The sequence below is a fragment of the Nocardia yunnanensis genome (assembly GCF_003626895.1).
In the GTDB taxonomy this organism is placed as follows: domain Bacteria; phylum Actinomycetota; class Actinomycetes; order Mycobacteriales; family Mycobacteriaceae; genus Nocardia; species Nocardia yunnanensis.
Genome location: NZ_CP032568.1, coordinates 7,749,291 through 7,775,700, shown reverse-complemented (window position 1 = coordinate 7,775,700; position 26,410 = coordinate 7,749,291). Strand labels below are relative to the sequence as shown.

Sequence of the window (26,410 nt, the reverse complement as noted above, 5' to 3'; positions counted from 1 at the left end):
GGGGATGTATGAGTCTCAAGGCCGATTTGGAGATCCTCGAGAAGCTCGCGACGACACTGCACGGGTACGCCCAGGATGCCGCCGGGATCAAGGTCAAGGACGCACCGGATCCGAAGGCGGACACCCTGCTCGAATCGGCCAAGGCCGCTGGCTCGATCACCACTGATGTGGTGTACGGCGCGCTGATCGAGACAGCCAAGCAACGCTTGAACGAGACCGCGACCGTCATGACCGGGTGCGCCAAAGAGTTCAAGAACATGGACGACACCAACTACGACTCCTTCGTGAATGTCTACAACACAGGCACGGGCGACTGGGGCGTAGGAACGGGGCAGTGACTACGACGCCCCTGGGATGGCTACGCAGTGCCGACCCATCGATCCTGGGAAAGTACGCGAGCGAGTGGGATTCGATCGGTCTTCAACTCGAGACGGTGTTCGGCGCTTACGTCGACTCGGTCACCAAGGTCAACGGTCAATACTGGGACGGCCAAGCCGCCACAGCTGCCCAGGATCGCGCCAGCGGTGATCAGAAAACCGTACAAGCCCTGGCCGACAAGCTGACCGGGCTCGCTGGTCAAGCTCGTGACGGCGAAACCGCAATCACTGAAGCCTTGCAGAAGGCCCGAGGATACTTGTCGCAGTGCGAAGCCAATCATTGGTCAGTCACGGCGGATTTAGGCATCATCGGAGATGGCAACTCCCGCGACCTCGCGCAGATGAACAAGGACCTCACCGCCGCCTACAACGCTGCCGTGACCGCCGACAATGCCGCGCGAGATGCATTGAACGCCACGCGCTCCCAACTTCTGATCGCATTCACCTCCAGTGCCTCGCTAGGTGGCGACGAAGGTAAGGCCGACGGCAAACGCCTCGTTGACGACCCTGCGCATATGACCGACGCGGCCATCCAACGCCTCATCGACGCCGGGCAACTCACCGACCAGCAACTCGACGACCTCCACAACGGGAAGCCCGTATCCATCCCCGAGCCCTGCGTGTCAGGCTGAGTTGAGACCGCCACTTCACAGCAACTCGACCTGACGCGGGGCGAGAGACGGACCGATTTCTGTTGAGAACTTCCACCACCACATCGATCACGGACAATGGTCGGATGGAGACGCTGGCGCGCCCTGCGCCACTTCACCACCAGCCCCGAGAAAATCGGCGACATCGTCAAAGCCGCACTCGTACTCACCCATTTCGAACACGGCCGACACCAATGAAAGTCGCTGAGATCACCTCACTCATGTGAGTTCCTTCAGTCAGACTGGCGGGAGATTAAGCAATGACCCGAATCCACTGGCGTTGCCCTGATCCATGTCGGCGAAGACCGTGCCAGTCACTCCCAGCAGCTCTGCCATTTCCTGTAGTGCCTGGAGCACCTCGCTCGCACCTTTGTGAACTTCCGTCCAGCCATCGCTGTAGTCAGTGGCCGAACGGCCCTGCCATGTTTTCAACAGATCAGCTACTTCGTTGTCCAATGACCGCATGCCGTTGATCAGTTCTTCGGCGGTCATTCGCATAAATTGGCCCGCATCGGTGACCTCTGCGGGGACCACCTGGAATACTTCGGTGGAGTTCTCCGATTCCGATGCCACATATCCCCCTTGACGCACATGTATCCAACGAGCCGTACCCTACCTCCGGGCAAGGCTTCGGGCGAACTCGACCGAGGGCCCGATGATTCCTATCGCTATCGCCTGCCGACGCCCTCGCGAATCGTCACCAGTTCGTGGAGTTACGGATGGGTGAGTTCAAACCCTGTTCTCTCTGCCAGTCGTCGTACTCCACGGCATCGACGTAGGCCGACCTACCGCTTGTGTTCGGAGACGCGAGACCGCTTGAACCGGAAAGGGGTTCGTTGGCGCCGCCGTGTCGAAGACCTGCGCGGACTGCGTTGTAGGCTGCGGCGCGGGCTTGACCGATCAGCTCGATGACGGTGGCCACAACCCGCTCGGGATCGGCGCTACGTGCGCGATCGGTTACGACCCATCGGTGGACCTTGCCATCTGCACCGACAGCGACCGAGATCGAGCCATCGGGGGATGCCGCGACAGCAACTTCTTTCGCCAGCGCGGCTCGAACGTTTTCGACATCTGCCCCTGAGATCGCCGTCGAGCTACTAGCTGCAGCCTTCCCATTGCTTCGCATGGTCCCCCGATCAGAACGCTGGCATGTGGATGAAGTTCCATCTCTGGCATGGTCTTTCGCACTCTACATCGTGGTTCAGTCATGGCTTTAGCGAAGGGTTCGTAGACAGCTTCTTAGATCCCGCTGCACGGCGCTCGCACCATCGGGCAGCCGGACGCGAGTCGATTCTACGGCCACCTATGTTCAGGAATCGGTCTCGACGATGGTCTGCTCCGACGGATCGGAACTCGCGGTCAAGTGTGTCACGCCGGCCCTCGCTCGGTTCGAGTCAAGAATGGCGCGAACATGCCGGTCGTTGGCGTCGAAGGCGGCTTCGTTGTAGGGCGGGCCGGTTTCGGTGTGGTGTGCGATGCGGGGACCGCGTTCGGGCAAGTCGCCCAGGCGGACTCGTTGGGTCACGGTATCGTCGTGGAACGTCCACAGCGCCCAGATCGGGCCTGCGGGACCGCAGGGATGCGCGTAATCGCGGGCCATGGTGGCGATTGTGACGCTGGGGAGGTGACCGGGCATCGCCCGGTGCAGCGCTGCCCGCAGCGCCGTCTCGCGGCGGGACGAGTGAAGCGAGAACAGCAGGATGCCGAACTCGTCGGTGGGGAAGCGTTGGTAGACAGCGATTTTGCCGGTGAGGGTGGTCAATGATTCAGTGCCGGTGTCGTATTCGAGAAAGAACCGCACCGTGCGGTCATGCTGTTCCCAACAGCCGTACCCGTCGGGCCGCAATCTGATGGTTTCCCCGGAATACAGGTCCAGGCGGAAGCAGTCGGTGCACTGCCGCTCCGACCACCATTGGGTCAACCCTGCCACCGGATCCGGGTGGGCGGTGCCGCGGTGGCGGGCGGGGTTGCGGTGGGCGGCCAGGGCGCAGAAGAAGTCGTTGACCCCGAGGCGGTGGGCGAGAGTGGGCGAGCACGCCAGTCGTTCCAGCATCAGGGCGTGCGCGCCCGGGGCGGGTGGTTTATCGGCGCGTTGGGCAGCGATCAGGCGTGCTCCGAGATACCCGAGGGCGTGGCGGGTTTGGCTGGTGCCGCCGCCGTAGAGCGACTCGCGGAAGGCGAACAGCATGCCCATCTCGCGCAGTTTCCGTAGCCGGTCTTGTGCGCGGCGGGTCGAGGTGAATTCCAGGGCGGCGATCTGGTCGGTGGTGAGCACCTTGTGTTCGGCGAGGATCGAAAGTAGGCGTCGGTCACGGTCGAGTAGACGGAACCACGGACCGGCGTCCGGGTGCCCGCCACGGTGGACGGCGCACCCGCCGCGTGGCCGGGGGTGTGAGGATGTATGAGTATCGATATTGAGTCGGGATTTCGGCTCACAGCCCTGATCATGGTGCTGAGCGGCGCGGATGCGGTAGCCGTGTTCGGCGGTTGGGGTGGCGGCTATAGAACGCCGAGCACCCGCCGACCCATCCGCGCCACCAAACGCCGTCCTATCCGCCGCCGCGTCGTCGTGGCCGTTCATCGGGCATCACCGCCGACCGGTTGCCGGGAACCCACGGCCCGGATCATGACGTCCGGCCCGTCGACCAGCGCCACACGGTTCGTATGCTGGTCCGTCAGGTCCACCAATCGTGCCATTGCACGAACCGACTCCATTGGGGCTGGCACCGCAGAAGCGGTACCAGCCCCAAGGTGATACCGTCGCGAACCTCTGACACAAGCTCAGCGTTGCGACGCAACGATGCCGACAATCGCCGAGAAGTAGGAGGAACAGGTCAGGCGTTCGACCATGAGGGCGTAGCGGATTTGGCTGGTGCCGCTTCCGTAGAGGGATTCACGGAAGGCGAAGAACATGCGCTGGAAGGGCTTTCGCTGGTCTTATGGCGGTTGCGTGTCGTGGCGGATGGTTGTCTGCGATCTCCGCGTGTCCAGTGGAGGTATACGCCAGGATCCGGCATGTGGTGAATGAGGGGGACGAGTACGGCTTCGACGCGATTCCGCTGGCGGAGACGGCCTTAGCGGGGCAGCGGCCCGACCGGCTCACCGACAGCGAAGCGGATGTCATTCGTTCGTATACCTACAACTCGCACGCCGCCATCAACAAGGCGCTGTGGGGCGAGGTCGAGATGACACCGGCGATCGAGGGACGCATTCGCCTGATCAGATCGGGGCTGGCGAAGTATCCGCTTGAACGCTCGGTGCGCGTCACCAGAGAAGTCGAGGCTTCGGAGTATGGCATCGTCGATGCAGACTCGGCGTATGCGCTGATCGACGAAGACATCATTTACCACGGCTTTCTGTCGACTTCAGGTTCGGCTAAGCCGCCGCATTCGTGCACACGCGCCGACCCGGCGATCTTGGATCTGGTAGTGCAGGCGGGCGTACCGGCCCTCCGGTTGGGCGACCTCGCCGAGATGCCAGCGGAAAAGGAAGTCCTGGTGATCGACGCGCGGATCCTGTTCGTCGTTGGTGTGGAGTGGGACGGCACGCGTAACATGTGGCGCATCAAAGCAATCGTGCGAGGAGGCGAGTGATGAGTGCGTTGACGCAGGGATCCAGCCGCGTTACCAGGGTGAAGCTCACGCCGGAGCAGATCGCCGAGCGCCGTCGCGAAGCCGAGAAGGTTCTCGGTTGCAAGCTCCCGCCACGTCCGTCGGCCGCCAAAGCCGCTAAGTAGGCGGCGAGCCTTATCGCCGCCGGGCACCCATCGCCCGGAACCCGATGTCCGTCCCGGCGACCAGCACCGCCCGGTTCGTATGCTCGTTCGTCAGGTCCACTTCATTACAGAGCCGCAGGTCATCGACCGGCGGCTCTGTCGGATTTCTGAGTACTGCGGCTCCGGCTGGGCTTGGGTCAGGATTGTTGCGCGTTAGGCGCCGTCGAGTGCCATGGACGGGACTGTGCGGATCGTGCAGTTGTTCGGCGCGGGGTGGCCGGCCAGGCGGTCGTCTATCCAGTGGAGGGCCGAAGTGGTTGCGGCTACTGCGAGGCTGGGGTGTTCGCTGAGTTGGTCTCGGGTGTAGGTGATCGGTGGGTTCGATGTGCACCAATTCGCCACTGCTTGGTCGACGAATGTGATGTGGACGATTTCGTCGTTCACGGCGTGATAGAGGAATGTCGGTATGGTCGGTGCCGTTATGCCGTAGTCGGTTTCGTCGAAGAATGGTTGTGCCTGGTCGAACACTTGTGAGAAGGGGATGGTCAGGTAGTCGTCCATGTGCAGGAACGGATACTTCTCGACGAGGGGGACCGAGCATTCGGTTTCGCCCGCGGTCATCAGTGCTTTGCCGGCGGGCGTCAGGTAGGTGTCGAAAGCTGTTGCCACGCGGGAATCGGCGCGCATCATGCCGGGCAGGAGTGATACCAGGAAACCGGAGAACGGGCCGCCGTCGAGGGACAGCAGGTAAGGGGCGAGAGGCTCCGAAGGCCCGCCCGCTCCACCGCCTCGGGCGACACCGACCAGTCGCACTTCGGGCGCGTAGGTCGGTTGCAGTTGCGCGATCCAAGCGCTGGCCAACGACCCGCCGGAATAGCCCGCTGCCGCAACCGGAGTGGCGGTGCCGGACAGGCCGAGTGGGGTGAATGCCTCCGCTGCGCGCACGCCGTCGAGTGCGGTGTAACCGGGCTGCTTCGGGACGATCGTCGCCGCGTTGGACCCCTCCCAGTCGGGTACGGAAATCGCGTGTCCGGACGACAGCATCTGGTCGATCTGCAAGAAATCCAAGGAGGCGTCGTACTTGTGGTCCAGCGCGACTGCTCCCTGCCGGAGTGCGTACGAGGGAGCGCACTGCGGGGCCGAGGCATCCTCGGCGGGCTGATAGGTGATCAACCCCGCGACCTGCCCGGTTCGTGGGCGCAGCACCGTCGTCACGGTCGTAATGGGCCGGCCCGCATTATCGGTCGTTCGATACAGCAACTGCCACGCATCGGCGTCCGCCGGCGTCGGCCGCATCGAGGCCACCTCGACCGGCCGCGATTTCAGGATCGTGCCCGGCGCCGTCGATTCCCACCCCGACGGCGGAGTGTAGAACGGGTCGTTCTGCGGAATCGGGACCGGATCCGCCTTGCCAACCGCTGCCGGCGTGCCGGCAAGGCACAGCGCGGCCGTCGCCCCAATCAGAATCGAACGAAGTTGCCGGCGACCGACCGCTGAACCCCTTGCGCGACAAGAAGTTGCGTCATTGCTCTTCATTTTCACTCCCTCCGCCGGGGAGACTACACACCTGCGAAGGACGCCAACTGCAATCCGGCGCAAAGTCCGACCGGCAGTCGAAACCACTCCCGCAGTGCCAGACCGGCCGTGCGCTGCACCGAAAATGTCTCCCCGCAATGAACCCCGCGACTTCGGAAGCAGATTGTCGCCGTCATGCGGCCAGAGTCGGATCAGGATTGCTTAGGAGGCAGTCGTTCCCGCAACCTCGCCGTGGCCGAGTTCCTGTTCCGGTACGGAATGCACGGCGTTCTTGCTCCGGCCGCGTCGCCAAAGCCTCCCGCACCACCCGCACGGCATCTTCGACATTCGTTGCAGTGATCGCCACTTCGTGCATGCCCTCGGCTGTGGGGGTCACCATGACCGAGACGCAGGTACGTCGGGATCGGATGATTTCGGGCAGCGCTCGGATCGCGACAATCGCCGCCCACGCCGCCGCCAGGATGATCGTTTCCATGATGATCACCTCGCGTGGATCGCGGCGCGAGTCTGGGGGCTGGTATGGGGCGACATCGTCGTGCACCTCCGATTGGTCTTGATGCTGAAAGACCAAGGTGCCACCGTCAACTACCGTGTGCACCGGAAAAATCCGGACTTTGTCCACCCAATCGTCTGTGCGGCAGTAATTTTCAAGGTTGCACGCTGTATTTCTCCCAGCCCTTGTTATCGATCACCACGATGTGGCGATTGCGCAGGCACACCAGTCCCAGGTCCCGCATCTCCCGCATGGCGAGACCGATGGCGTCGATCCTCGCTCCCACGAGATTGCCCAACTCCTCGTAGTTGAGTCGAATGGTGATCTCCCAAGCGGCGGCGTCGGTCGAACCGTCGTCACACCCATTCCCGTTCGGCCGCACCGTGGTCCGGCGACCGTAGGATTCCGCGAATTCGACGAGCAGCCGTGCGAGCCGGACGGTGACCGCGCAGTCGCTGAAATCCAGCCGTCGCTGATCCGCCCACGCCAGCCGGTCCGCGATGGTCCGGCACAGTGTCTGCCACCCATCCGGATGCTGATCGAGGAACCGCAGGAATTCCGCGCCCGGCATGCGATGCACGGTGGCGGCCGTACAAATGGTGACTGTCGCGGAGCGCCGGGAACTGGGTTCGAGCGCCGCGATCTCACCGATCACATCCCCGCTCACCCGGATCGCGAGCAGCTTCCCGTCGACTCCCGTGATCTTCGCGCAGGCCGAAACCTTGGAATCCCGCGACCGCAGCAGATACACGCTGTTGGCCGGGTCCCCGTACGGCGAGAGCACCTCCCCTGGCTGGAAAGGGCGCTGCGTCCCCAGCGCGAGCAGGTCCCGCCGCGATGCGGGACTCAACCGCTCCATGAAAGTGCGCTCCGGCCACGGCCAGTGATCCAGCCAGCCGCTTTGTGGTGTGTTCATATTCCGACTCCGTGCCCTCGGAGAAGCCGCCCCCGAATCCTCCACGGTAGGCGCGGACTCTGGCGTGAGGAGGAATTCGGACATCACGATCTGAGACAGTTCCGCCGCTCCGGTGGCTGTTGAACGATCGCACCCGTGGCGTTTTCGCGGCGCGCCGATGATCATGGATGGATGGACACCTACCTGGGCATCGATATCGGGGGCACGGGGATCAAGGGGGCGCCGGTGGATGTGGCGGCTGGGAGCTTGTCGCGGGAGCGGGTTCGGGAGCTGACGCCGCAGCCGGCTACGCCGGAGGCGGTGTTCGAGGTGGTTCGGGGCGTCGCGGAGCGATTCGAGTGGCGGGGTGGGGTGGGGGTTACGTTTCCGGGGGTGGTGGTGGACGGGGTTACTCGGACGGCGGCGAATGTGGATGAGGGGTGGATCGGGTTGGATGCCCGGGAGCGGCTCTCGGGGGTGTTGGGGGTGCCGGTGACCGTGGTGAATGACGCGGATGCGGCGGGTATTGCCGAGATGCGGTTCGGGGCGGGGCGGGATCGGCGGGGGACGGTGTTGATGCTTACCTTCGGGACCGGTATCGGCAGTGCGCAGTTCTACAACGGTGTGCTGGTGCCCAATACCGAATTCGGGCATTTGGAGCTCGATGGGCACGAGGCCGAGCATCATGCGGCCGCGAATGTGCGTGAGGAGCGCGACCTCAGCTGGAAGCAGTGGGCGCATCGTGTTCAGCGCTATCTTCAGTATCTCGAAATGGCTTTCTCGCCAACGCTGTTCATCATCGGCGGTGGCGTCAGCAAACATGCCGACAAGTTCCTGCCGTATATCGACAAGGTGCGCACCGACATCGTCCCGGCCGCACTGCACAACGACGCCGGCATTGTCGGCGCCGCCCTCGCCGCCCAAGCCGAAGGCAGCGCTTCGCGGTAAGAGGTCGCGAGTACGCCCAGCCCCGGACGTAAGGTGCGCGTCGAAATCCCTTCGTGTACTACTGTCGATGCAAAAGGCTTGGGGGACCGATCATGTCGCAGGTTGTGCACGATGAGATGGCTGGAGAGCGCGGCACGAAGCTCCCGGTCCTTGTTACCGGCGCCTCCTCGGGTCTTGGGCTGAAAACGGCGAAAACCCTAGCGGTCGAGGGTATTCCGCTGATTCTGGGTGGCCACGACGAGCAGAAGACCGCGGCGGCGGTGCGGCAGATCCGCGAGCACGCGCCTGGGGCTGAGATCGAGCTGGTGGATCTGGAACTGGCTTCGCTCGAGGCGGTCGCGGCGGCGGTGGACGCATTGCATCGGCGGGAGCGGCCGGGCCTCGGCGCGATCGTGTGCAACGCGGGGCTGCAGATCGTGGATGGGGTGCGCGCGTCGCGCGACGGCTACGAACTCACTTTCGCCGTCAATCATCTCGGGCATTTCGCGCTCGTCACCGGATGCGGCGACCTGCTCGGCGCGGGCGCGCGTGTCGTGGTGGTGTCCAGCGACGTGCATCAGGGCCCACGCAAATCGATGGGCTTCCCCGCACCCCGCTGGCGCGATCCGCGGGCGCTGGCCACTCCCGGCGAGAACGCCGCGTCCGACCGCGACGGTCGCATCGCCTACGCCAACAGCAAACTCGCCAACGTCTATTTCACCTACGAGCTCGCAAGGCGCTGGCGTGATCGCGGGATCACCGTCAACGCCTTCGATCCCGGACTGATGCCGGAAACCGGGCTCGCGCGCGGATATCCGGCCCCGGCGCGCATCGGTTTCCGGTTGCTCGCGCCGGTGCTGATCAAGGTGATGCCCATCGCCCGCACCGTCACCCGATCGGCGGCGGATCTCGCGCGGCTGGTCACCGACCCCGAACTCGCACAGACCACGGGTGAGTACTTCACCGGCGCTGCCCAGGTGCCGAGCGCACCGGAATCCTACGACCGCGACCGCGCGACGCGACTGTGGCAGGTATCCGAGGAATTGGTCGCGGCCGCACGCCGGACATCGGCTGAATAACGCGGACGCAACTGTTAATTCGTCACGCCGACCGCGTAGAGGCGGGACCGCATCGTCTTGATCCAGGTCCCGTTGCACGTCATGGCTCGGCTCAGCCGGGCGGCCGCCCGGCCGCAGACGCGCGGAGTCCGACACGAAGAAGTGAGCCCGCCAACCGATTTGATGACCGATTCAGCGAGTCCTCGGCAACTTGCTGGTGTGGCGCTCGGCATGCTACTAATCAGCAGCTGTACTGCGTGTGAGCTGCGCTTTGTTGAATGAGTTCGAGCAATGTGGGGGATCCGGTCGTGACCGCTGACAGTACGGTGGCGGTCGCGCCCGCTCCGGTCGAACGAGTGGCGCGCCGGGGCGGCCGATACGAATTCTTGGACGCGTTGCGCGGTCTAGCCGCCTTCGCGGTCGTGATTCAGCACGTGTCGGAGCGGTTGTTCCCCGCCTATTTCCGGTTCTCACAGGCGTATTTCGGGCTCGGCGAGTTCGGTGTTTTCGTTTTCTTCCTCGTCAGCGGCTTCATCATTCCCGCCTCGATGGAGCGCGGGCGGTCGCTGGGGCAATTCTGGGTGGGCCGGTTCTTCCGGCTGTATCCTTTGTTCTGGGCGTGCCTGACCGCGGCGATGCTGTTGTACTCGGTGAACCAGTTCGGTTTGCGCGCAAGCTATCTCGAACACTCGGTGCGCAACTTCCTCGCGAATCTGACGATGGTGCAGTTCTTTCTCGGCGGCGAGAACATTCTGATCATCGGGGCGTCCTGGTCGCTGGCGTACGAGCTCGTGTTCTACCTGTTCCTGTCACTGCTGTTGATCGCCGGGCTGAACCGGAAATCGGTGCCGCTGGCGGTGCTCGCGGTCGCACTGATCATTCCCGGTGCGTTTCTACCGGTCGCGATGGTTACCGGCGCGGGCGCGAACGCTGGTACGCGGACGGCCGTCGTGGTTTTGACCATCGTGGTCGCGATGGTGTTCGCCACGCTCGCGTCCAATCGGCGCATGGCCCTGACCGCGATCGGTCTCGCCTTTCTGACCGTGCCGCTGGTGCTCAATCAGCCCGGTGCGTCGGCGATGACCTTCGGTTATTTCGCGACCATGTTCGTCGGGACGGTGCTCTACCGGATCACGTCGGGGGAGATTGCCGCCTGGCGTGGATGGGCGGTGTTCGGGTTCGCGATCGGACTGATTTTCTTCGTCAGCACTTTCCTGCAGCCCACGCTGGACCCGATCACCGGTGTCTGGATCACCTGGGTGAAGCAGCCGCTCACCATCATTCCGGCATATCTGTTCTTCGCCGCGTTCCTGTTCTTGCGCCGCTACTCGTTCCCGCAGCCTTTGCTGTATCTGGGCCGAATCAGCTACTCGCTGTACCTGGTTCACGCCCTGGTACTGGACTTCCCCCGCTGGCACAGCTCAGTGCTCGGGGTTCCGCCGCAATGGCTCACCCTGCTGACCTTGGTGACCGCCGCGCTGGTGATCGCGGCGGTGACCTATCGCGTGATCGAGCAGCCCTGCCACAACTACGGCCATCGGGTAATCAAGCGGATGGAGGCGCGGAAGCGGGCCGAGCCCGCTCCCGTCACCACCGGCTAACCCTGCAACCCCATGCCCTGGGCCAGCAGCGGCCAGGAATCGTGCAGCGCCTGCTGCCAGTAAGGCCAGTAGTGCGTCCCGACCGGCGGGAACTGATAGGTCGCCGGAATGCCCAGACCGTCGAGGCGCGCCTTCAGGTTGTGCGAGCACGCATTGGTGGCGCCCTCGATGATCATGCCCAGCGCGAGAGTCTCCGGCCCGCCGTTGTTCAGGTAGTAGTTCACATCCGCCGGCGCGGGCAGCCCGCTGCCGCTGGAGATGTACAGCGTTGTCCCGCGCAGCTTTTCGGCATTGACGACCGGATCGTTGGCGGCCCAGTCCGGGCTGTTGTCGGGCCCGTACATGTTCTCGGTATTGCCGCCGCCGCGATTGACCGACAGCTTCACGAAGCTCTGTCCCGCCGGATCGGCGATCTGCGCGCACCCGCTGTAGGCGGCGACGCTCTTCCACAACCCGGGCTTGGCCTCGGCGAGCTGCAATACCGAGGTGCCGGAGGTGGAAATGCCCGCCAGTGAATTGAGTCCGGTGGAATTCAATGCCTTGTCCAGCAGCGGCGGCAGTTCCTCGGTGAAGAACGTCTTCCACTTGTTCACGCCCAGACTGGGATCCGGCTTCTCCCAATCCGCGTAATAGCTGGCGAATCCGCCGATGGGCTGAATCACATTGACCTGCTTGTCCGCCAGCCAATCCAGCACATCGGTCTGCGCCTTCCAGCTCGCGGTGCCGTACCCGCCGTCCAGCCCGTTGAGCAGGTAGAAGTTCGGCGCCGGCTGTGATTCGTCGACCGGGCGCTGCACGTCGACCGTGATGTCCTTGTCCATCGCCGCCGAATACACCTGCACATGCCAGGTGCGCCCGTCCTTCACGAGCGAACTGATCGCCGGCGGCTTCCCGGGCTCGGCGGTCGCGGTGCCGCCGAGCATCGTGATGGCCAGTGCGGCGGTAGTCGCGCAAACACCGGTCCGGAGCAATGCGGAGAGTTTCATCGAATCGTTATGTCTGCGAACGAGTCGGTGCCGTTACAGATAACGAATTCTCGTGATGTGGGGGCGGGGTCTTTACCGGGAGCATTCTTGTCATGAGCAGCACAGAGATTCGCAACAGCCGCCCCACCGTCCTCGTCACCGGCGTCACCGGCGCCGTCGGCCGCCACCTCGTCGACACCCTGCTGGCCCGGGGCGCCGCGGTGCGCGCGCGGCCCGGGGTATCGACGTCTTCCTCGATGCCGCCGTGGCCGCCGGCGTGCGCCGCTTCCTGACCGCACTGCCCGGCGACAGCGCCTCACACCTCGGTCACCATGCTCGCCGTCCGCGCCCGCACGGGCTGACGCATCGCGGGCGCGACCGCCACCACGCACAGGATGGCGACGGCGAAGCAGGCGATCGTGTACCAGAGATTCCCGATCGGGTCGCCGGCGCTGGTGTGCCCGTGGGTGGCGGCGAAGAAATCGGGCAGCGCCGTCGCCCACAGCACCGCCATCACCACGAGATACGCTGCGCTGTAAGCGATCACGAATCGGTTCGGGTAACCGGGTTCCGTGGACCGGGAGCGCCGGGACCACTGGCGGTAGAGCACCCGGACCGCCACCACGCTCACCACGACCAGTTCGAGGGCGTACACGATGCCGCGCACGGTCGTGCCGGCCATACCCAGCACGGTGGCGGGCAACGGCAGGATGAACGTGCCCAGCGACGCCAGCAGCCCGATCACGACGGTGCGCCAGGTCAATTCGAGCCCCGGCATCCGCTCGCCGCGATCCGCGCGGGCGCCGACGAACCGATATACGCAGTAGGCCAACGACATCGGCCACAGCGCCGCGAACACCACCACGCTCGGCAGCGGCACCGAATCGAACATGGGCTGATTGAGCGGATTAGAGGTCGTCCATTCCCACCAGCGCAGCTGCGGGCCGATCTGATCGAAGATCTCGTAGAAGGCGTGGTGGACGAAACCGACGCAGGCGGCGCCGACCAGCGCGCCGTAGGTGCGGAAAACGCCGAGCATCCGGACGATCTCGTAGGCCAGGGTCGCCATGAACGGGTAGATCGCCACGATGTAGAGCGGCAACCGCCCCCACAGGAAGTCCACGGTGAACACATTGTGCGCGAACATGGTGTCCACATGCCCCGAAATCCCGAACGCGGCAGGGAAATACAGGGGCGGCTCGATGACGAACAGGTAGGCGGTCGCGCCGAACCAGAGCGCCAGGTTGGTGGGATCGCCGTGGCGGCGCCACCGCACCACGGCCAGCACCAGCGCCAGCACCGACCCGAGAATCACCGTCGTCTCCAGCACCGGCAGCGTCCAGTTCTCCAGCGCCAGTGGGTTTCTCACCTCCACCAGCCCGCCCGCGGTATCGCAGGAGAATCCCAGCGAATGCGCGAGCTGGTCGAAGGTGGGTGCGCAGTGGTCGGCCATCAGTTCGCCTCCGACCCGGCTGCGGCGGTGTACCAGCGCGTGACGTCGTAGCCGTCGCGGTATCGCCGGAACCACACGTCCGCCAGCGCGGGCGTCTTCTCGTGTGCGGGATTGTGTTTGGGCAATTGGCTGCGCACGATGCCGCGCAGCGCGACGAGCTGCTCACCCAGCGGCAGGTCGTCGAAGGCCCGCGGCATGGGCCCGTGCTCGGGCAGCGCCAACCGCGGCCACCGCTTGCCCAGCCGCTGCCGGTAGCGGTGGGTGGCGAACATCGACATGGCGTCGATCTTCCGATCCTCCAGCGGCACATGCTCATTGAACCCCGCGCAGGCGATGCGGATCATGCGAAGCACGTGGCGGAAGATGGACGGCGCGACCCGCATCCGGTACAGGTCGCTGCCCACCACCGAGTCGAAGATGATCAGCGCCGAGCTGCGGTGCTCGACCTCCTCGACGAAATGCCAGATGAACAGCGACGCGACCCGGTCGTCGCCGGGACGGAACAGCGCCGCCTCGTTGTCGAGCATGAGCTTGAACACCGAGGTGAACGTCGCCTCCAGATCCGCGGTGTAGGCGAGCCGATACTTCAAAGGCGTGTTCGCGGTGAGCTTGTCGAACTCGCCGATCACTTCGTCGAGCGTCGCCTGCAGCCCCGGATAGGCGCGAATCAGCCCGCGCACGTGCTGGCGATGCGCGGTCGAATGCTGCCCCTCCTGCCGCATGAACGCATCGGCCTCCTCGGCCACCTCCGGGTCGGTGATGACCGGCTTCGCCTGCGTGATCATCTGCACGATCATCTTCTCGAAGCCGATGGCCAGGAACGACACCGCGTTGGCCATGCTCGAGAAGGCCGGGTTCTCCGGATTCCACAGGAACGGGACGTCGTACTGCTCGAACGCGAAAGTGAGTTTGCGCACTATCAGGTCTGTCATTCCGTGAACATACAAACATACAGAGCGTCGTTCAAGTGTATGATTTATACGTCCTGGTCAGCGGGCATATCCGATGAGATGGTCCCGGCGTGTTACGGTCGGCGCGTGGCACGCAGACGCGGGTGGGGCGGCAGTCCGCCGGAGAACGACGAGGAGGCGACGCGCCGAATCGTCGCTGCCGCAGTCGAATTGATCGCGCGCACCGGCAAGGAAATCAGCATCGCCGACGTGGCCGATGCGCTCGGCGTCATCCGCCAGACCGTCTACCGCTACTTCCCCAGTGCCGATGCGCTGATGCGGGCCTCGGCCATCGCCTCGGTCGACGGCTTCCTCGACCGGCTCGAGGCTCGGGTGCGCGGGCTGGCCGATCCGGTCGAGGCCATGACCGAGGCTGTCGTCTACACCCTCGCCGAGGTGCGTCGCACCCCGCATCTGGGCATCCTGCTCACCGCCACCTACTCCGGCGCGGACCCGGCCGGCATCACCTCCGAGCAGGCGCAGGCGTTCGGCATCACCATGATCAAACGCTTCGACGTGGACTGGCGGGATTTCGGCTACGACGACGAATCCCTGCGCGAGCTGGTCGAATTCCTGCTGCGGACCATGCAGTCGTTCTTCATCTCCCCGGGTAATCCGCCCCGCACCGATGACGAGTTGCGCCGCTACCTGCGCCGTTGGATGGGGTCGGCGATCATCGCCCAGATGGTTCACTAAGCTCACTATTTGTGTCCGTTTCGCCTGCGATGACGGTTTCTCGCCCCCGTGCAACGCCTTTCGTGCTCGCCGTGAGCGCCGTCGTGGCGGTGACGCTGCTGTTCACGACGGTCGATCCGTGGCTTGACAAGGCCGGGATCCTCGCGGGCGGACTGGACGTGCACATCTACCGCGAGGGCGCCTGGCGTCTGCTGCACGGGCATTCGCTCTACGACGAGGAGACCGTCGGCGGGCTGCTCTACACCTACACGCCGTTCTCGGCGATCGTCTTCCTGCCCGGCCTGGCCGTACCCGCCGTCTGGATCACCGACGCGTTCCTGGTGGTCAATGTGCTGGTGCTGTATGCCTGCGTGCTGCTGTCCGGGCGCATGCTCGGCTACCGCTTGAACGCCGCGTCGGCGAGTATCGCTGCGCTGCTTGCCATTACGTGCCTGTTCCTGGAGCCGGTCCGCACGACCCTGTTCTACGGGCAGATCAACCTGGTGCTCATGCTGCTGGTGCTGTGGGACTTCTCGCGCCCGGAACGTTCCCGCGGCAGAGGTGTCGGCGTCGGCATCGCCGCCGGAATCAAGCTCGTCCCCGGCTTCTTCCTCGTCCAGTTCCTGGCCCTGCGGCAATGGCGGGCAGCCGCGACCGCGGCCCTCGCGGTGGCGGCGACGATCGGCCTCGCGTGGCTCGTATCGCCCGAAGACTCACGGCGATACTGGTTTTCGACCTTCTTCCACGCCGACCGCATCGCCCCCGACACCGACCCGGCCAATCAGTCGATTCGCGGCGTGCTCGCACACCTGACCGGCGGGACCGCCCCGCTGTGGTGCTGGCTGCTCCTCGCCCTCGGAATCGCCGCGCTCGGCCTGTGGCTCAGCGTCGCCCTGTACCGCCGCGGCGAGCGTTTGCTGTCGGTCACGCTGGCCGGCATGACCTCCTGCGCGGTATCCCCGTTCGCCTGGGGACACCACTGGGTATGGTTCGTCCCGCTGCTGGTGCACCTCGTCCACCGCGCCCAATCGAACCCCCGCTGGTGGGCAGCAGCGGCAGCCCTCTTCATCGCAACCGGCGCCTGGACCTACCAGTGGACCCCCGATTTCGCCTCGGTCGGCGTCTTCGTCCTGCCCAAACCATGGCACACCGAACCAATCCTCGAAAACGCCCACGTCCTGGGCTTCGCCTGCGTCCTGCTGTACGCGTGGTCGGTCCTGCGCACCCGCGACCTGGATCACACCACCTCGAACCATAGGATGCTGGACCGTAGCTGTACGTAGTGCTCGAGCCATCTCGAGAGTGTGTGAGAGGTGCTTGTGTCCGCGGACGAGCTGAAACTACCCCTGCCTTCCCTCGCGGATTACGTTCACTTCCACCGTAAGCGGCTGGGATCGACCCGGGAAGCCTTGGGGCAGCGGGCATTTCTGTCGGCCCGAACGATCCAGAAGCTGGAACGAGGCGAGCAGACGGGCCTGAGCCTCCCGACGCAGCAATCCCTCGGCCGAGCGCTGGGCCTCGACCACCCGGACGAATTCCGGCACCTGGACGACCTGACCCGAGTCCATATCCCGCGCCCCTCGATCCCGGAGGTGGTGCGCGCCGAGGTCACCGCCGCGGAGCGCGCCATGCTGGAGGATCTGATGCCCCGCCCGGCCGCCTACTGCAATTGGCGCTGGGATGTCATCGCCGCCAACGATGCCTACGAACAGCTGTTTCCGGGCCGGGTCGCGGCCGGCAACGTCATGCACTGGCTCTTCGGCCCGATCGGTCGCAAGATCATGGCGACCTGGGACGAGGAGACCCCTAACGATGTCGCGCGCATGCGAGGCATCTGCGCGTACTTCGGCAATCCGGAACCGGGTGTCGCGCTGTTGCGTGATCTGCAGGACGATCCGGACTTCGCCCGCCTTTGGCTCACTCGCAAGGTCCGCTTCGATCGCGGCGTCGAAGAGCCGCAGCATGTGCATACCGACGCCGGGCCGGTCAGTGTGACCATGCAGTTGCAGTCCTTTCCCGCGGGCCGCGAATTTCTGCATCTGTGTGTGGCGGTGGTTCGTCCGTACTCCGGCCCGCCGCTACGCACAGACCCTATTTAGGGTCACCGCGTCTCCTTGTCTCCAGAACCCCCGGTCCGCTTTACTCGTTCTCGGCCGCGACCAGGCGGTGCCGTGGCGGGGACGGCGCCGCCTGGGAGTGTTAGGTTTCTCCTGGAGAAGGAGGGCATATGGCCTTGAAAGATGTTGCGGCGCAAGCGACCGGCGTGCTCAATGCCGGTGTGGTCGCGCTGACCAAGTTGCCGGTGATCGGGCCGCTGCTGGGGCGGGGGTTCGTTGTGATCACCTATACCGGCCGCCGGTCGGGTAAGACCTTCAGCACCCCGGTCAACTATGTGCGGCGCGGCGAGGAGATCGTGATCGGGGTGGCGCTGCCGGACCACAAGAACTGGTGGCGCAACTTCCAGGGGGAGGGCGGCCCGATCTCCTTGCGGCTGAACGGGGTCGACCGCACCGGCCATGCGGTCACGCACCGCGACAATGGCCGGGTCACCGTCCGGGTCACCCTCGACGCCGCCTGACGGTCTGCTCGTTGCCAGGCCGCACCGGCCGTGCCAGCCTGGATATCGAGGAGGCAGTCGTGAGTGACGAGGCCGGGGCGCTGCGCGTCACCGTCGATTTCAGCGATACGGGGCATCGGCGCCTGGGCATCGGCTGGGCGGTCGACGCGCCGGTGCCCCGTACCTTCGAATCCGTGCGAATCTTCTTGGTAGCCCAGGCTTCTCGTCCCGCGCGCACGTATCTGGGCCTGGTCGACTGGCAGGACCGCGCCTCCATCCAGCTTCCCGAGTCTCTCCCCGCCGGCCGCTACGCCATCGACATCGATGCCTACGGCAGTGCCAGCTGGGGCGACGGCCGCCTGGACGCTCGCGGCCGCAGCGGCTGGTTCACTGTCGGTGAGTGAGCTGGAACACCCACGCTGCCGCTGCAATTTCAACATATTGTTGAATGTCATCCATGGCGAACGAGATCCGTATCCGCATTACCTGGCCCGCCAATCAGTTGACGGCCACGCTCGAGGACACTCCCACGACGAAAGCGCTGGTGGCGGCGTTGCCGATTGCGGCCAGCGCCAGTACCTGGGGAGAAGAGGTCTACTTCGAGACCGGGGTGAGTGTTCCGCGGGAGTCGGATGCGCGGCAGGTGGTGGAGCCGGGGACCGTCGCCTTCTGGACCGACGGGGATTCGCTGGCGCTGCCGTACGGTCCGACGCCGATTTCACGCGGTGACGAATGCCGTCTGGCCAGTCCGTGCAATGTGCTGGGCACTGTCGATGGTGACCCGCGATTGCTCGCCACCGTGCGTCCCGGTGATCCGATTCGAGTCGAACTCGCCTGACTTCGTTGCGCCGGACCCGTTATGCTGCACGGCGAACAGAGGGGAGCGGCTGCGGGGCGGCCGCACAAACGAAGGGCAAAACAGGATATGCGGGGAGGATGGGCCAAGCGGGGCCTGGTGGGAGCCGCGGTGGCCGCAATGCTGCCGTTCGGGGTGGTGGCCGGTCCGGCCGTGGCGGACACGAATCCGAATGCCTTCGACTTCTACGTCGATTCCAGCATGGGCTCGGTGAAGACCCGGATCGTGCGCGCGGCCGACGGCAACACCGATCGGGTGGTGTATCTGCTGGATGGTGAACGCGCCCAGAACGATTACAACGGCTGGGAGATCCACACCGAGATCCCCGCGGCGCTGGCCAAGTTCAACATCAATGTGGTGATGCCGGTCGGCGGCGAGTCCAGTTTCTACCAGGATTGGGACGCCCCAAGCAGTTTCGGCGGCGTCAACCCCGACGCCAACCTCTTCCCCAGCCGCGATTCCGGTTCCGCCGTCGCGGGCTGGGACGAGACCTCCGGCAAGTCCTACGTCTACCGCTGGGAGTCCTTCCTCACCCACGACCTGCGTGACGCTCTGCGAAATCGCCTGGGCTTCAGCGATTCCCGCAACGGCGTCTTCGGCCTGTCCAGCGGCGGCAGCGCCTCGCTGCTGTTCGCCGCCTACCACCCCGACCAGTTCAGCTACGCGGGTTCGCTGTCGGGCTACCTCTACATGTCCGCGCCCGGCATGCGCGACGCCCTGCGCCTGGCCCTGCTCGCCGCCGGCGGCTACAACATCGACTCGATGGCCGCCGCGGGCAGCGCCAAGTGGCAGCGCATGGACCCGTACGGCTTCGCGGACAAGCTGATCGCCAACAACACCCGCCTCTACATCGCCGCCGGCAGCGCCGTCCCCGCCCAGCAGGACCTGTCCTCCGCCGACGCCGTCATCCAGGGCATGCCGCTGGAAGCCATCGCCCTGGCCAACACCAAGGCCTTCCAGTCGAAACTGCAAGCCCTCGGCTACGACAACGTCAGCTACGACTTCCCGAGTATCGGCGTCCACAACTGGGGCAACTGGGAACAGGTCGCCAACCGCATGCTCCCCGACATCGCCCAGCACATCGGCAAGCCCCTCCCGCCAGGCGCCCAACCCGCCCCACCCGCCGACGGCGCCCCCGGCGGCATGCAGCCGCCCGGCGCGCCCCCGCAGAACTGACCGTCAGGTCAAGCGCGCCCGCTGAATTCGTGCGCCGTCACCCGGCGTATCCGGTCAACTTGTAGACCGTGGCATTTCCCACCTGTTGGGGTGTGAAGGTCGCGGTCACCCAGTTGGTGATGTCGGTGTGCTGGTTGCGTCCGAACCCACCGGCAGGAGGGTTGGCGCCGGGTTCACGGGTGGCGTTCCCGTTGTCGCCCTGGGTATTCCACCGCGACCGTTGTTCTGCAGGATGTAGTAGCCGATCTTTCCAGCCTTCACGTCGGCCTGGAATTCCGCCAGTGTCGGGGTTGGATCGCTGCCGGAGAATCCACCGATGGCCATCACGGCCTTCTCGGTCTGCAACTCCAGTCCCGCAGCCGCCGAGGAGCCATTACCGGAAAACCGTCCACCCTCCCGCTCAACAGCAGGCGGCAGAGGCGGAACCACAGACGCACTGTCCTGAAGTGATGCTGTCACAACCACCATTCAGCACCCCGACCTCCAACAAACCCTGTGAGCCCGCGCGAGCTTCCACTGAGCCGCCCGCCCACCGGCTGGCCCTTTGGTGTTTGTCTTTGAACGTGATCCGTGCAGTCCGTGTGCTGGTAGGCGAGTCACGTCTCCTGTGTCGCGTCAGCGAAGGTCCGGTAGGGCAGGCGACGTAACCACACTTCCGGTGCATTCACCCGGCAGGCATTCCGGTCGCGGGCGTGCCACCCGGGTAGTCTCCGCGACCAACTCCACCGCTCGGTCCGAAAGTTCTTCAGCCGCATCCAGAAGCTCCCCGGCCATGTCCGCGGCTACTTCCAAGCCCCACACACCACCTACGCCTCAACCATTTAGTTTCAGATCAATAATGGGTTCCGTCGGCTGCAAGAATTCCGCCAAATGGAGAAGTGAACTCCTGATATCGATTCCGTATCGTACGGAGCCGGCGATCGGTAGTGGTCGCGAGTCGGGGAGGTGCCGGCCGGGCCCAGATCAGCGTTGACCGTGGTCGAGGCCCTGGATCGTGGCGGTGACCTGACCGGAGACGTCGAGGAACTCGGCGTAGAGGTCCTGGGGGACCGCTTTTCCGTTGCACCACAGCACATTGCAGTTGTCCGAGGCGTAGGGGCCGACGCCGAGCAGGATGTCGGTGACATTCGCGGGATCGGTCCAGAAGGCGAGGTCGTCGAGGTTGGAGACGAGGGGGCCGAAGTTGTCGTTGTAGTGGTAGGGCTCGTCGTAGGGTTCGGCGGGGACGTCGGTGATCGCGGCGGTGACCCGGCGCAGGAACTCCTTGTTGTCCGGGTTGGATTCGGCGGCCAGTGAGGTCTGCACGTTGCCGGGGTCGATGCTGGCGGGGACGCCCAGGCGCACGATGACCATGTCGCGGCTGGGGATGATGGCGACGAACTGGCCGAGTGCGCCGACGAAGGAGTAGAGGTCGCGGGGCGTGCCGGGGAACATCGGGTGGTCGAAGACCTTCGCGCTGGGGACGGTGGCGGTCTTGTAGGAGTCACCGGCGTTGAGCCAGAACAGGAATCCGTAGCCGCCGTTGGCGCTGGTGGGCTGTTGTGCCTGGCGGATGTAGTCCGGGTCGATGAGCCGCCGTTCGCCCCAGCGCCCGTTGCGAAGCATCAGCTGGCCCAGGCGGGCGAGGTCGTCGGCTCGCATGGCGAGGCCGCCGTTGACGGTCGTGTTGCCGCTGCGGTCGCGCAGCCAAACCCAGTGGTCGCGGTCGATGCCCAAGGGGGCCATGAGTTCTCGCTGGACGAAGTCCTGGAAATCGCTGCCGGTGGTGATCTCGACGATCTTGGGCAGCAGCACCAGTGCGGCCTGCGCGTATTGGAATGTGGTGCCCGGTGTGAACGCGAGGGGGTCCCTCAGGGTCTTGGTGACTTCGTCGGTGGCGATTCCGGCGATGTCGGAAGACCAGGTGAAGCGCAGTCCGGTGGTCTGATTCAGTATCTGGCGCACGGTGAGCGCGGCATGGTCCGCATCGGCGGTGGGGAAGAATTTGCCGAGCGGGTCGTCGAGTTCGAAGTAGCCCATGGTGATGGCACGGCCGACGGCGACCGAGGCGACGCCCTTGCTGGCGCTGGCCAACGGCAGCGGCAGGTTGCCGGTGCGGGTGTCGTCGCCGACCAGGCAGCCGTGTCGGTAGATCTGAATGGCATAGGCGCCCTTGCTCTTTCCGAAGTCCATGGCATCGCCCAAAGCGGCGGGATCGATTCCCGCAGCGGCCGGATCGGCACGTTGGAAGCCGTCGGATCCGCTGGGGTCCGAGCACACGCCGGTCGCTGGTTGTGCTGCGGCAGTGCCTGTCTGGGCGAAGACGAGCGACGATGCGAGGAGCACGGCGGCGCCGAGACCGCCGAGCCGGTGGCGACCGTGGGTCGTGCCTGGGGATGCCCCCGATTTACTCGTCATCGAGGTGTTCCTCCAGCGGTGATCCGACCGGCGTATGCGATACCGGGTGGTCCTAGAGTCACGCTACTTGTCGGCCTTTCGCGACTCGGCGGGCACGATGACGAGCTCCGGATCTCCGTCTTGTGCGTGTGCAGGGCCGCTTCGGCGCTAACGGCGTGCCATGGCTCGAAACTCATCGGTCAACTCTGGGTGAGGAATGCGGCGATGTAGCTGCTGGCGGGTTCGGGCAGGCCGTTCTGTTTCTCCGCGGCGGTGACCACGTCGTAGTGGCGGTAGCCCGCAAGGTACTTCGCGTTGTAGGGCGCGAGTCCCGCCAGCGCGACGTTCTGGACGGGTGAGTCGCCCGCGAACAACGTGAGGTTGCGTTTGCCCGCCGGGGTGCTCTGCCAGCGGTCGCCGTGCAGCAGGAAGTTGAGGATGCCGCCGGAGCGGTACTGCAGCTTGGCGAGGTCGCCGTCGCGGCCCAGGCCGAGGGCGAAGGCGGTGTCGGTGACCAGCCGGATCGGGGTGTACTCCTCGAAGTAGTTCACCGGCTGCCAGCCGGGATTCATGGCGTGTGCGAACTGACGGATGTCGGTGGGCTCGTGGTCCTGGTCGGTTTCGGGGCCGTGACCGAGGACGGGACCGTCGATGCTCGACGGCGCGACCCGATCGTAGTTGCGCCAGCCGCAGAGCTGGTCGTGCGAGGCCGGAGTGTAGTTCTGGCCGTAGCCGACCCGCAGCGGGATGACGAACAGGGTGGGACCCAGGATCGGCGCCGAGGCCAGGCCGTTGGGGATCGGGTAGGTCTTGCCCGCGACCGGGCAGTCGTAGAACCCGAGTCCGGCCTGCATGACGTACTCGGCGGAGTTCTGGTCGAAGTACATGCCCAGCAGCGCGCGGTTGGTGATGCGGTAGTCGGTGGGCAGGTTGGCTCCGGTGAAGAAGTCCAGGTAGTCCTTGTCGTACATGGCGCGCATCCATGTCTCGGTGCGCAGCTCGCGCGGCACCAGATTCTTCAGATCGCTTTCGGCGTCGGGATTCTGGTCGGCGGCCACGGCGGCGAGGTTGTAGGTGTGCAGGAGCTCCGAGGCGGATATGACCGGCAGCTGAGCCACGCTGAGGCCGTTGTGGGCGAGATAGTCGACGGCGTTCTTGACCGCGCCGCCGGCGGCCGACATGAGCTGGTCGAGGAGTCCGGTGCCCGAGAACCCGGCCGGGTCGGTCATGGCCAGCCCGTCCTCGGGGATGGTGCCGCCGCCGCAGAGGTTGAATCCGGCGTAGTCGGTCGCGTTCGCGTCGCCCGCGAAGTTCCACGCCATCATCGGCCCGGTCAGGAACGCGCCCAGCGAGTGCCCGCCGCAGAAGCTCTTGGTGCGCTGCGCCGGATCCGGCAGCACGTGCTCGATGACCGCGCGCCAGTCGTCGAGGGTCAGGGCCAGACCGTAGTCACCGAGGAAGGCCAGATCCTGGGGCGTCTGATAGTGGTAGGTCTGCCCGTTGATCGACGCGCCGCGGAAGTAGTAGTCGGCGGCCACGTGATAGTCCCCGGCCTGCTGTGCCGCCTCCCAGCCGGTGCGGTCCTCCATGCAGCTCGAACGCCGTTGCAGCGAAATGTATTCGACGTGCTTGCCCATCGCGGCAGCCTTGCGCACCACTTGCGGGCCTGGATGTCGAGATTGCCGGGGCCGGAGAAGGTTCCGGGCTGCATGGTGAGCACCGCGTCGGCGTCGGCGGTGTCGGCGGGTCCCGTCTTGGAGCGATAGCGGATGTAGCCGATCCAGTCGCAGGCTTCCGGGTGCGCCGTCGTCGCGTACGGGCTCGGATAGTGCAGGCGGACATAGGTCGCCTCGACGTCGTCACCGAGGCCGGGGTCGCCGGTGATCGGGGTGACGATCTCGCGGTCGGGCACCGGCAGCGGCGCGGTGTCGGCGTGCGCGAAGGCCGGGACCGCGGCGAAACCCAGTGCGGCACACAGAATCAGTGGGGCAAGGCGGATCATCCGAGACTCCTCACGAAGCGGGCGAGGGTCTCGCCGCTGTAATCGGGGTTGCCATCGTTCTGCACGGCCGCGGCACCGATGGTGTCGATGTGGTTGTAGCCGGGCAGGGTGACGATCTGCGCGGAGGCGGGGACGGGGAAGAGGGTGCCGACCCCGTACTGCACGACGCTGTCGGCGGCCCAGGCGACGTAGTTGGGTTTGGTGCGGTTCGCGCCGTGGTAGCGCAGCCCGGCCATCTCGCCACTGCGGGCTCCGCCGTAGCCTGCGCCGAGGTCGATCACGACCCGCAGCGGGAAGTAGCTCTCCCAGTACGCACCGGGCTGTCCGGTCGCCAATTGCCTTGCGGTGTCGCGGATGTCGGCCACTTCGTGGCCGGGTGAGGTGTACGGCACGCCGGTGACGTCGTTGTAATTGCGCCACGTATAGAGGACGGTGGGGTCGGTCGGCGCGACCCGCTGCTGTGGGCCCGCGCTCATCCGCAGATAGTTGCCGAGCAGAGGCAGTTGCGCGACCGCTCCGGGGGTGGGGAAGGTCTTCTCCTGCACCGGACCTCCGCTCAACGCGCCCACACCCTGTTGGAACAGTGCGAAGTTCGTCGAGTTGTTGTCGATGAGCACACCCAGCAGCGCGGTGTTGGTGAAACGGAAATCGCGGATGCCGCCGCCCGATCCGCCCTTGGCGGCGAAATCCGACCAGGAGGGCGCGAACAGGAAGTTCAGTGTCGCGTCGATGTCGGGATCGTGGGGGAGATGAGCGAGCAGCCGGCTCTCGCCGTCGGGATCGAGGTGGGCGGCCAGGCCCGCCAGCCGCATGATCATCAGGGCCTTGGTGCCCAGTACGGGCATGTCGCCCATCACGCGCGGCATGACGTCGGCGCGGAATCCGGCCTGCACCACCGAATCCGTCGGCCCGACAATGGCATTGGTGAGATCGTGCAGGAGCGGAGTGTTCTGGATCGCCACCGGATCCGAGTTGATCATCGAGTCCTGCGATGCGAATGCCGCGCACTGGTCCGCGCCGGAGTGGCCGTCGAAGTCCCAGTCGGCGAAGAATCCGGTCACCAAGCCGCCCAACGAGATTCCGGTGCACACGTACTTGCGTTGCCGCTGCGCGAGGTCGGGCACCTCGGCCGCCATCACCTCGTACTGGTCGCGGACGATCCGCTCGAGGCCCATCTGGTCCAGTACCGGAAGGTCCGCCGAGGACTTGAAGCCGGGGAAGCGCACCCCGTCGATGGGCGCGCCGTTGAAGTAGTAGTCGACCGCGTCGAGGTAGTCGCCGGTGCGGGCCGCGTAGTCGAATCCGGTGTTCTCGTCCAGGCACGAACTGCGCCGGGCCAGTGCCCAGAACTCGAGATGCTGCCCCATCGCCCGCGCCGAGTGCACGGTGTTGAAGGCGACGCTGTCGGAATTCGCGGTCCCGCCGAACATGCCCTGCTGCTGCACGATGATGTGGTCGGCGTCCGCCGCGGTGGCCGGGCCGTCGACCGAGCGGTAGCGCACGTACCCGACTCGGTCACACGCCGCCGGATGCGCCGCGGCGGACGCGGGCAGCGGCAACGCGAAGCTGACATGCGACACGGCGACGCCGTCCCGGGTCGACAGCGGCTGTTCCTGGCGGTCGCCGGCCGCGCTGACCGGCTCGGAATCGGCTGTCGCGGTCCCTATTTGGATGCAGGAGGCGGCCAGAACGATCGCGGCGACCCACGCGCCGGACCCACACCGGCGGAGCGCCGAAGGAACCACATTGTTCATGCGACGAAGTCTCCATGTTGTGAGACCGACCGGTCTACCTAAGATTTGACAGAAACCGACCTGCCCGATTTGGGCATCTGCCAAAACGGGCAGCGTTCGGTGTCCATAACGGGTGTGTGTCCCACCAGTGGGCGACGGCTGTGGCTATCGTCCGTCGATTGAGGGTTGCGATGGTCGCGTCGTCATTCAGGTCTCCTGTTTCAGATCGACGGCCGGTTGCCTACGGGCGATGAAGTCGCTGGTCACGACGGCGGATTTTGGCATCAAATTTGGCATCACGACAGGATGCGAACCATTGGACACAGCGGGACCAGACGAACACTGCGGACCGCTGATATTCCGATGACCTGCACAGATGGGATGTGGTGATGGCGGATGCCACGCCCGGGACTGT

28 protein-coding genes are annotated in these 26,410 nt (G+C 65.4%); 15 read left to right on the top strand and 13 right to left on the bottom strand.

Features of this window, described 5'->3' with window-relative positions:
• Positions 1-8 precede the first annotated feature (8 nt).
• Together D7D52_RS36660 and D7D52_RS36655 are read left to right on the top strand one after the other, a co-directional pair.
• A complete protein-coding gene (locus D7D52_RS36660; protein ID WP_120743534.1) occupies positions 9-338 on the top strand; it encodes a hypothetical protein in 330 nt (109 codons plus the stop codon).
• Positions 335-1,009, top strand: a complete 675-nt coding sequence (locus D7D52_RS36655; protein ID WP_162958837.1) for a hypothetical protein — start codon at positions 335-337, stop codon at positions 1,007-1,009. The genes D7D52_RS36660 and D7D52_RS36655 overlap by 4 nt, the downstream gene beginning before the upstream one ends.
• 255 nt (positions 1,010-1,264) lie before the next feature.
• On the opposite strand, the gene D7D52_RS36650 is transcribed toward D7D52_RS36655, so the two are convergent.
• A complete protein-coding gene (locus D7D52_RS36650; protein WP_162958836.1) occupies positions 1,265-1,600 on the bottom strand; it encodes a WXG100 family type VII secretion target in 336 nt (111 codons plus the stop codon).
• Positions 1,601-1,919: 319 nt separating this feature from the next.
• Here D7D52_RS36650 and D7D52_RS36645 point away from each other — a divergent pair, with 319 nt between their 5' ends.
• A complete protein-coding gene (locus tag D7D52_RS36645; RefSeq protein WP_162958835.1) occupies positions 1,920-2,108 on the top strand; it encodes a hypothetical protein in 189 nt (62 codons plus the stop codon).
• Positions 2,109-2,336: 228 nt separating this feature from the next.
• On the opposite strand, the gene D7D52_RS36640 is transcribed toward D7D52_RS36645, so the two are convergent.
• Positions 2,337-3,440 (bottom strand): replication-relaxation family protein, encoded by a 1,104-nt coding sequence (locus D7D52_RS36640; RefSeq protein WP_281279243.1) that lies wholly within the window; start codon positions 3,438-3,440, stop codon positions 2,337-2,339.
• A 368-nt stretch (positions 3,441-3,808) separates the two neighbouring features.
• Positions 3,809-3,940, bottom strand: coding sequence for a hypothetical protein (locus D7D52_RS40085; protein ID WP_281279155.1), 132 nt, complete (start codon positions 3,938-3,940; stop codon positions 3,809-3,811).
• A gap of 104 nt (positions 3,941-4,044) precedes the next feature.
• On the opposite strand from D7D52_RS40085, the gene D7D52_RS36635 reads away from it, so the two are divergent.
• Entirely contained in the window at positions 4,045-4,620 is a 576-nt protein-coding gene (locus D7D52_RS36635) for an ADP-ribosyltransferase (protein WP_162958834.1), read from the top strand.
• Between the two features lie 335 nt (positions 4,621-4,955).
• Here the strand turns inward: D7D52_RS36635 and D7D52_RS36630 are convergent, their stop codons facing one another.
• The 3 genes from D7D52_RS36630 to D7D52_RS36620 form a co-directional block, all read right to left on the bottom strand.
• Positions 4,956-6,278: a lipase family protein gene (locus tag D7D52_RS36630; RefSeq protein ID WP_120743528.1), complete on the bottom strand. Its 1,323-nt coding sequence runs from the start codon at positions 6,276-6,278 to the stop codon at positions 4,956-4,958.
• 172 nt (positions 6,279-6,450) lie between these two features.
• Positions 6,451-6,900 carry a hypothetical protein gene (locus D7D52_RS38415; protein ID WP_162958833.1) on the bottom strand — a complete coding sequence of 150 codons (450 nt, stop codon included), beginning with the start codon at positions 6,898-6,900 and terminating at the stop codon, positions 6,451-6,453.
• A 25-nt stretch (positions 6,901-6,925) separates the two neighbouring features.
• Positions 6,926-7,687 (bottom strand): Crp/Fnr family transcriptional regulator, encoded by a 762-nt coding sequence (locus D7D52_RS36620; protein ID WP_162958832.1) that lies wholly within the window; start codon positions 7,685-7,687, stop codon positions 6,926-6,928.
• 171 nt (positions 7,688-7,858) lie between these two features.
• Here D7D52_RS36620 and ppgK point away from each other — a divergent pair, with 171 nt between their 5' ends.
• The 3 genes from ppgK (at position 7,859) to D7D52_RS36605 (ending at position 11,252) form a co-directional block, all read left to right on the top strand.
• A complete protein-coding gene (gene ppgK, locus D7D52_RS36615) occupies positions 7,859-8,614 on the top strand; it encodes a polyphosphate--glucose phosphotransferase (protein ID WP_120743525.1) in 756 nt (251 codons plus the stop codon).
• 92 nt (positions 8,615-8,706) lie between these two features.
• Positions 8,707-9,672: an SDR family NAD(P)-dependent oxidoreductase gene (locus D7D52_RS36610; RefSeq protein ID WP_222932748.1), complete on the top strand. Its 966-nt coding sequence runs from the start codon at positions 8,707-8,709 to the stop codon at positions 9,670-9,672.
• Between the two features lie 287 nt (positions 9,673-9,959).
• Positions 9,960-11,252, top strand: coding sequence for an acyltransferase family protein (locus D7D52_RS36605; RefSeq protein ID WP_162958831.1), 1,293 nt, complete (start codon positions 9,960-9,962; stop codon positions 11,250-11,252).
• Here the strand turns inward: D7D52_RS36605 and D7D52_RS36600 are convergent.
• On the bottom strand, positions 11,249-12,238 hold the full coding sequence (locus tag D7D52_RS36600) for an alpha/beta hydrolase (protein ID WP_120743523.1): 990 nt from the start codon (positions 12,236-12,238) through the stop codon (positions 11,249-11,251). The two genes, D7D52_RS36605 and D7D52_RS36600, sit on opposite strands and share 4 nt — an antisense overlap.
• A 92-nt stretch (positions 12,239-12,330) precedes the next feature.
• Between D7D52_RS36600 and D7D52_RS36595 the strand changes: the two genes are divergently transcribed.
• On the top strand, positions 12,331-12,510 hold the full coding sequence (locus tag D7D52_RS36595) for an NAD-dependent epimerase/dehydratase family protein (RefSeq protein WP_120743522.1): 180 nt from the start codon (positions 12,331-12,333) through the stop codon (positions 12,508-12,510).
• Positions 12,511-12,533: 23 nt separating this feature from the next.
• On the opposite strand, the gene D7D52_RS36590 is transcribed toward D7D52_RS36595, so the two are convergent.
• Together D7D52_RS36590 and D7D52_RS36585 are read right to left on the bottom strand one after the other, a co-directional pair.
• On the bottom strand, positions 12,534-13,670 hold the full coding sequence (locus tag D7D52_RS36590) for a hypothetical protein (RefSeq protein ID WP_120743521.1): 1,137 nt from the start codon (positions 13,668-13,670) through the stop codon (positions 12,534-12,536).
• Positions 13,670-14,602 carry a metal-dependent hydrolase gene (locus D7D52_RS36585; RefSeq protein ID WP_120743520.1) on the bottom strand — a complete coding sequence of 311 codons (933 nt, stop codon included), beginning with the start codon at positions 14,600-14,602 and terminating at the stop codon, positions 13,670-13,672. Before D7D52_RS36585 ends, D7D52_RS36590 begins: the two co-directional genes overlap by 1 nt.
• A 105-nt stretch (positions 14,603-14,707) precedes the next feature.
• Between D7D52_RS36585 and D7D52_RS36580 the strand changes: the two genes are divergently transcribed.
• The 7 genes from D7D52_RS36580 (at position 14,708) to D7D52_RS36550 (ending at position 19,884) form a co-directional block, all read left to right on the top strand.
• Complete coding sequence (locus tag D7D52_RS36580) at positions 14,708-15,316, top strand: TetR/AcrR family transcriptional regulator (RefSeq protein WP_120743519.1); 609 nt, start codon at positions 14,708-14,710, stop codon at positions 15,314-15,316.
• A 71-nt stretch (positions 15,317-15,387) separates the two neighbouring features.
• Positions 15,388-16,578, top strand: coding sequence for a glycosyltransferase 87 family protein (locus tag D7D52_RS36575; protein WP_246023538.1), 1,191 nt, complete (start codon positions 15,388-15,390; stop codon positions 16,576-16,578).
• Positions 16,579-16,608: 30 nt separating this feature from the next.
• Positions 16,609-17,394 (top strand): helix-turn-helix domain-containing protein, encoded by a 786-nt coding sequence (locus tag D7D52_RS36570; protein WP_120743518.1) that lies wholly within the window; start codon positions 16,609-16,611, stop codon positions 17,392-17,394.
• A 128-nt stretch (positions 17,395-17,522) separates the two neighbouring features.
• Positions 17,523-17,873 carry a nitroreductase/quinone reductase family protein gene (locus tag D7D52_RS36565; protein WP_120743517.1) on the top strand — a complete coding sequence of 117 codons (351 nt, stop codon included), beginning with the start codon at positions 17,523-17,525 and terminating at the stop codon, positions 17,871-17,873.
• 59 nt (positions 17,874-17,932) lie between these two features.
• Positions 17,933-18,256 carry a hypothetical protein gene (locus D7D52_RS36560; protein ID WP_162958830.1) on the top strand — a complete coding sequence of 108 codons (324 nt, stop codon included), beginning with the start codon at positions 17,933-17,935 and terminating at the stop codon, positions 18,254-18,256.
• A 53-nt stretch (positions 18,257-18,309) separates the two neighbouring features.
• The gene (locus tag D7D52_RS36555) at positions 18,310-18,690 is read left to right on the top strand and encodes a cyclophilin-like fold protein (protein WP_120743515.1); all 381 of its coding nucleotides are present in this window, start codon (positions 18,310-18,312) and stop codon (positions 18,688-18,690) included.
• Positions 18,691-18,777: 87 nt separating this feature from the next.
• Positions 18,778-19,884, top strand: a complete 1,107-nt coding sequence (locus D7D52_RS36550) for an alpha/beta hydrolase (RefSeq protein WP_120743514.1) — start codon at positions 18,778-18,780, stop codon at positions 19,882-19,884.
• Positions 19,885-19,989: 105 nt separating this feature from the next.
• On the opposite strand, the gene D7D52_RS36545 is transcribed toward D7D52_RS36550, so the two are convergent.
• The 4 genes from D7D52_RS36545 to D7D52_RS36530 form a co-directional block, all read right to left on the bottom strand.
• Complete coding sequence (locus D7D52_RS36545) at positions 19,990-20,313, bottom strand: mannosyltransferase YkcB-related protein (RefSeq protein WP_162958096.1); 324 nt, start codon at positions 20,311-20,313, stop codon at positions 19,990-19,992.
• A 534-nt stretch (positions 20,314-20,847) separates the two neighbouring features.
• A complete protein-coding gene (locus tag D7D52_RS36540; protein WP_120743512.1) occupies positions 20,848-22,281 on the bottom strand; it encodes a serine hydrolase domain-containing protein in 1,434 nt (477 codons plus the stop codon).
• Between the two features lie 179 nt (positions 22,282-22,460).
• A complete protein-coding gene (locus tag D7D52_RS36535) occupies positions 22,461-23,897 on the bottom strand; it encodes a hypothetical protein (protein ID WP_162958829.1) in 1,437 nt (478 codons plus the stop codon).
• Positions 23,898-24,258: 361 nt separating this feature from the next.
• Positions 24,259-26,016: a hypothetical protein gene (locus D7D52_RS36530; RefSeq protein WP_120743510.1), complete on the bottom strand. Its 1,758-nt coding sequence runs from the start codon at positions 26,014-26,016 to the stop codon at positions 24,259-24,261.
• Between the last annotated feature and the right edge of the window lie 394 nt (positions 26,017-26,410).

Excerpts from the sequence above, each read along its gene's own strand:
- D7D52_RS36530 (WP_120743510.1), bottom strand. The coding sequence starts at position 26,016 with ATGAACAATGTGGTTCCTTCGGCGCTCCGCCGGTGTGGGTCCGGCGCG.
- D7D52_RS36600 (WP_120743523.1), bottom strand. The coding sequence starts at position 12,238 with ATGAAACTCTCCGCATTGCTCCGGACCGGTGTTTGCGCGACTACCGCC.
- D7D52_RS36550 (WP_120743514.1), top strand. The coding sequence starts at position 18,778 with ATGCGGGGAGGATGGGCCAAGCGGGGCCTGGTGGGAGCCGCGGTGGCC.
- D7D52_RS36585 (WP_120743520.1), bottom strand. The coding sequence starts at position 14,602 with ATGACAGACCTGATAGTGCGCAAACTCACTTTCGCGTTCGAGCAGTAC.
- ppgK (WP_120743525.1), top strand. The coding sequence starts at position 7,859 with ATGGACACCTACCTGGGCATCGATATCGGGGGCACGGGGATCAAGGGG.
- D7D52_RS36610 (WP_222932748.1), top strand. The coding sequence starts at position 8,707 with ATGTCGCAGGTTGTGCACGATGAGATGGCTGGAGAGCGCGGCACGAAG.
- D7D52_RS36565 (WP_120743517.1), top strand. The coding sequence starts at position 17,523 with ATGGCCTTGAAAGATGTTGCGGCGCAAGCGACCGGCGTGCTCAATGCC.
- D7D52_RS36620 (WP_162958832.1), bottom strand. The coding sequence starts at position 7,687 with ATGAACACACCACAAAGCGGCTGGCTGGATCACTGGCCGTGGCCGGAG.
- D7D52_RS36660 (WP_120743534.1), top strand. The coding sequence starts at position 9 with ATGAGTCTCAAGGCCGATTTGGAGATCCTCGAGAAGCTCGCGACGACA.
- D7D52_RS36595 (WP_120743522.1), top strand. The coding sequence starts at position 12,331 with ATGAGCAGCACAGAGATTCGCAACAGCCGCCCCACCGTCCTCGTCACC.
- D7D52_RS36535 (WP_162958829.1), bottom strand. The coding sequence starts at position 23,897 with ATGGGCAAGCACGTCGAATACATTTCGCTGCAACGGCGTTCGAGCTGC.
- D7D52_RS40085 (WP_281279155.1), bottom strand. The coding sequence starts at position 3,940 with ATGTTCTTCGCCTTCCGTGAATCCCTCTACGGAAGCGGCACCAGCCAA.
- D7D52_RS36630 (WP_120743528.1), bottom strand. The coding sequence starts at position 6,278 with ATGAAGAGCAATGACGCAACTTCTTGTCGCGCAAGGGGTTCAGCGGTC.
- D7D52_RS36590 (WP_120743521.1), bottom strand. The coding sequence starts at position 13,670 with ATGGCCGACCACTGCGCACCCACCTTCGACCAGCTCGCGCATTCGCTG.
- D7D52_RS36555 (WP_120743515.1), top strand. The coding sequence starts at position 18,310 with ATGGCGAACGAGATCCGTATCCGCATTACCTGGCCCGCCAATCAGTTG.
- D7D52_RS36540 (WP_120743512.1), bottom strand. The coding sequence starts at position 22,281 with ATGACGAGTAAATCGGGGGCATCCCCAGGCACGACCCACGGTCGCCAC.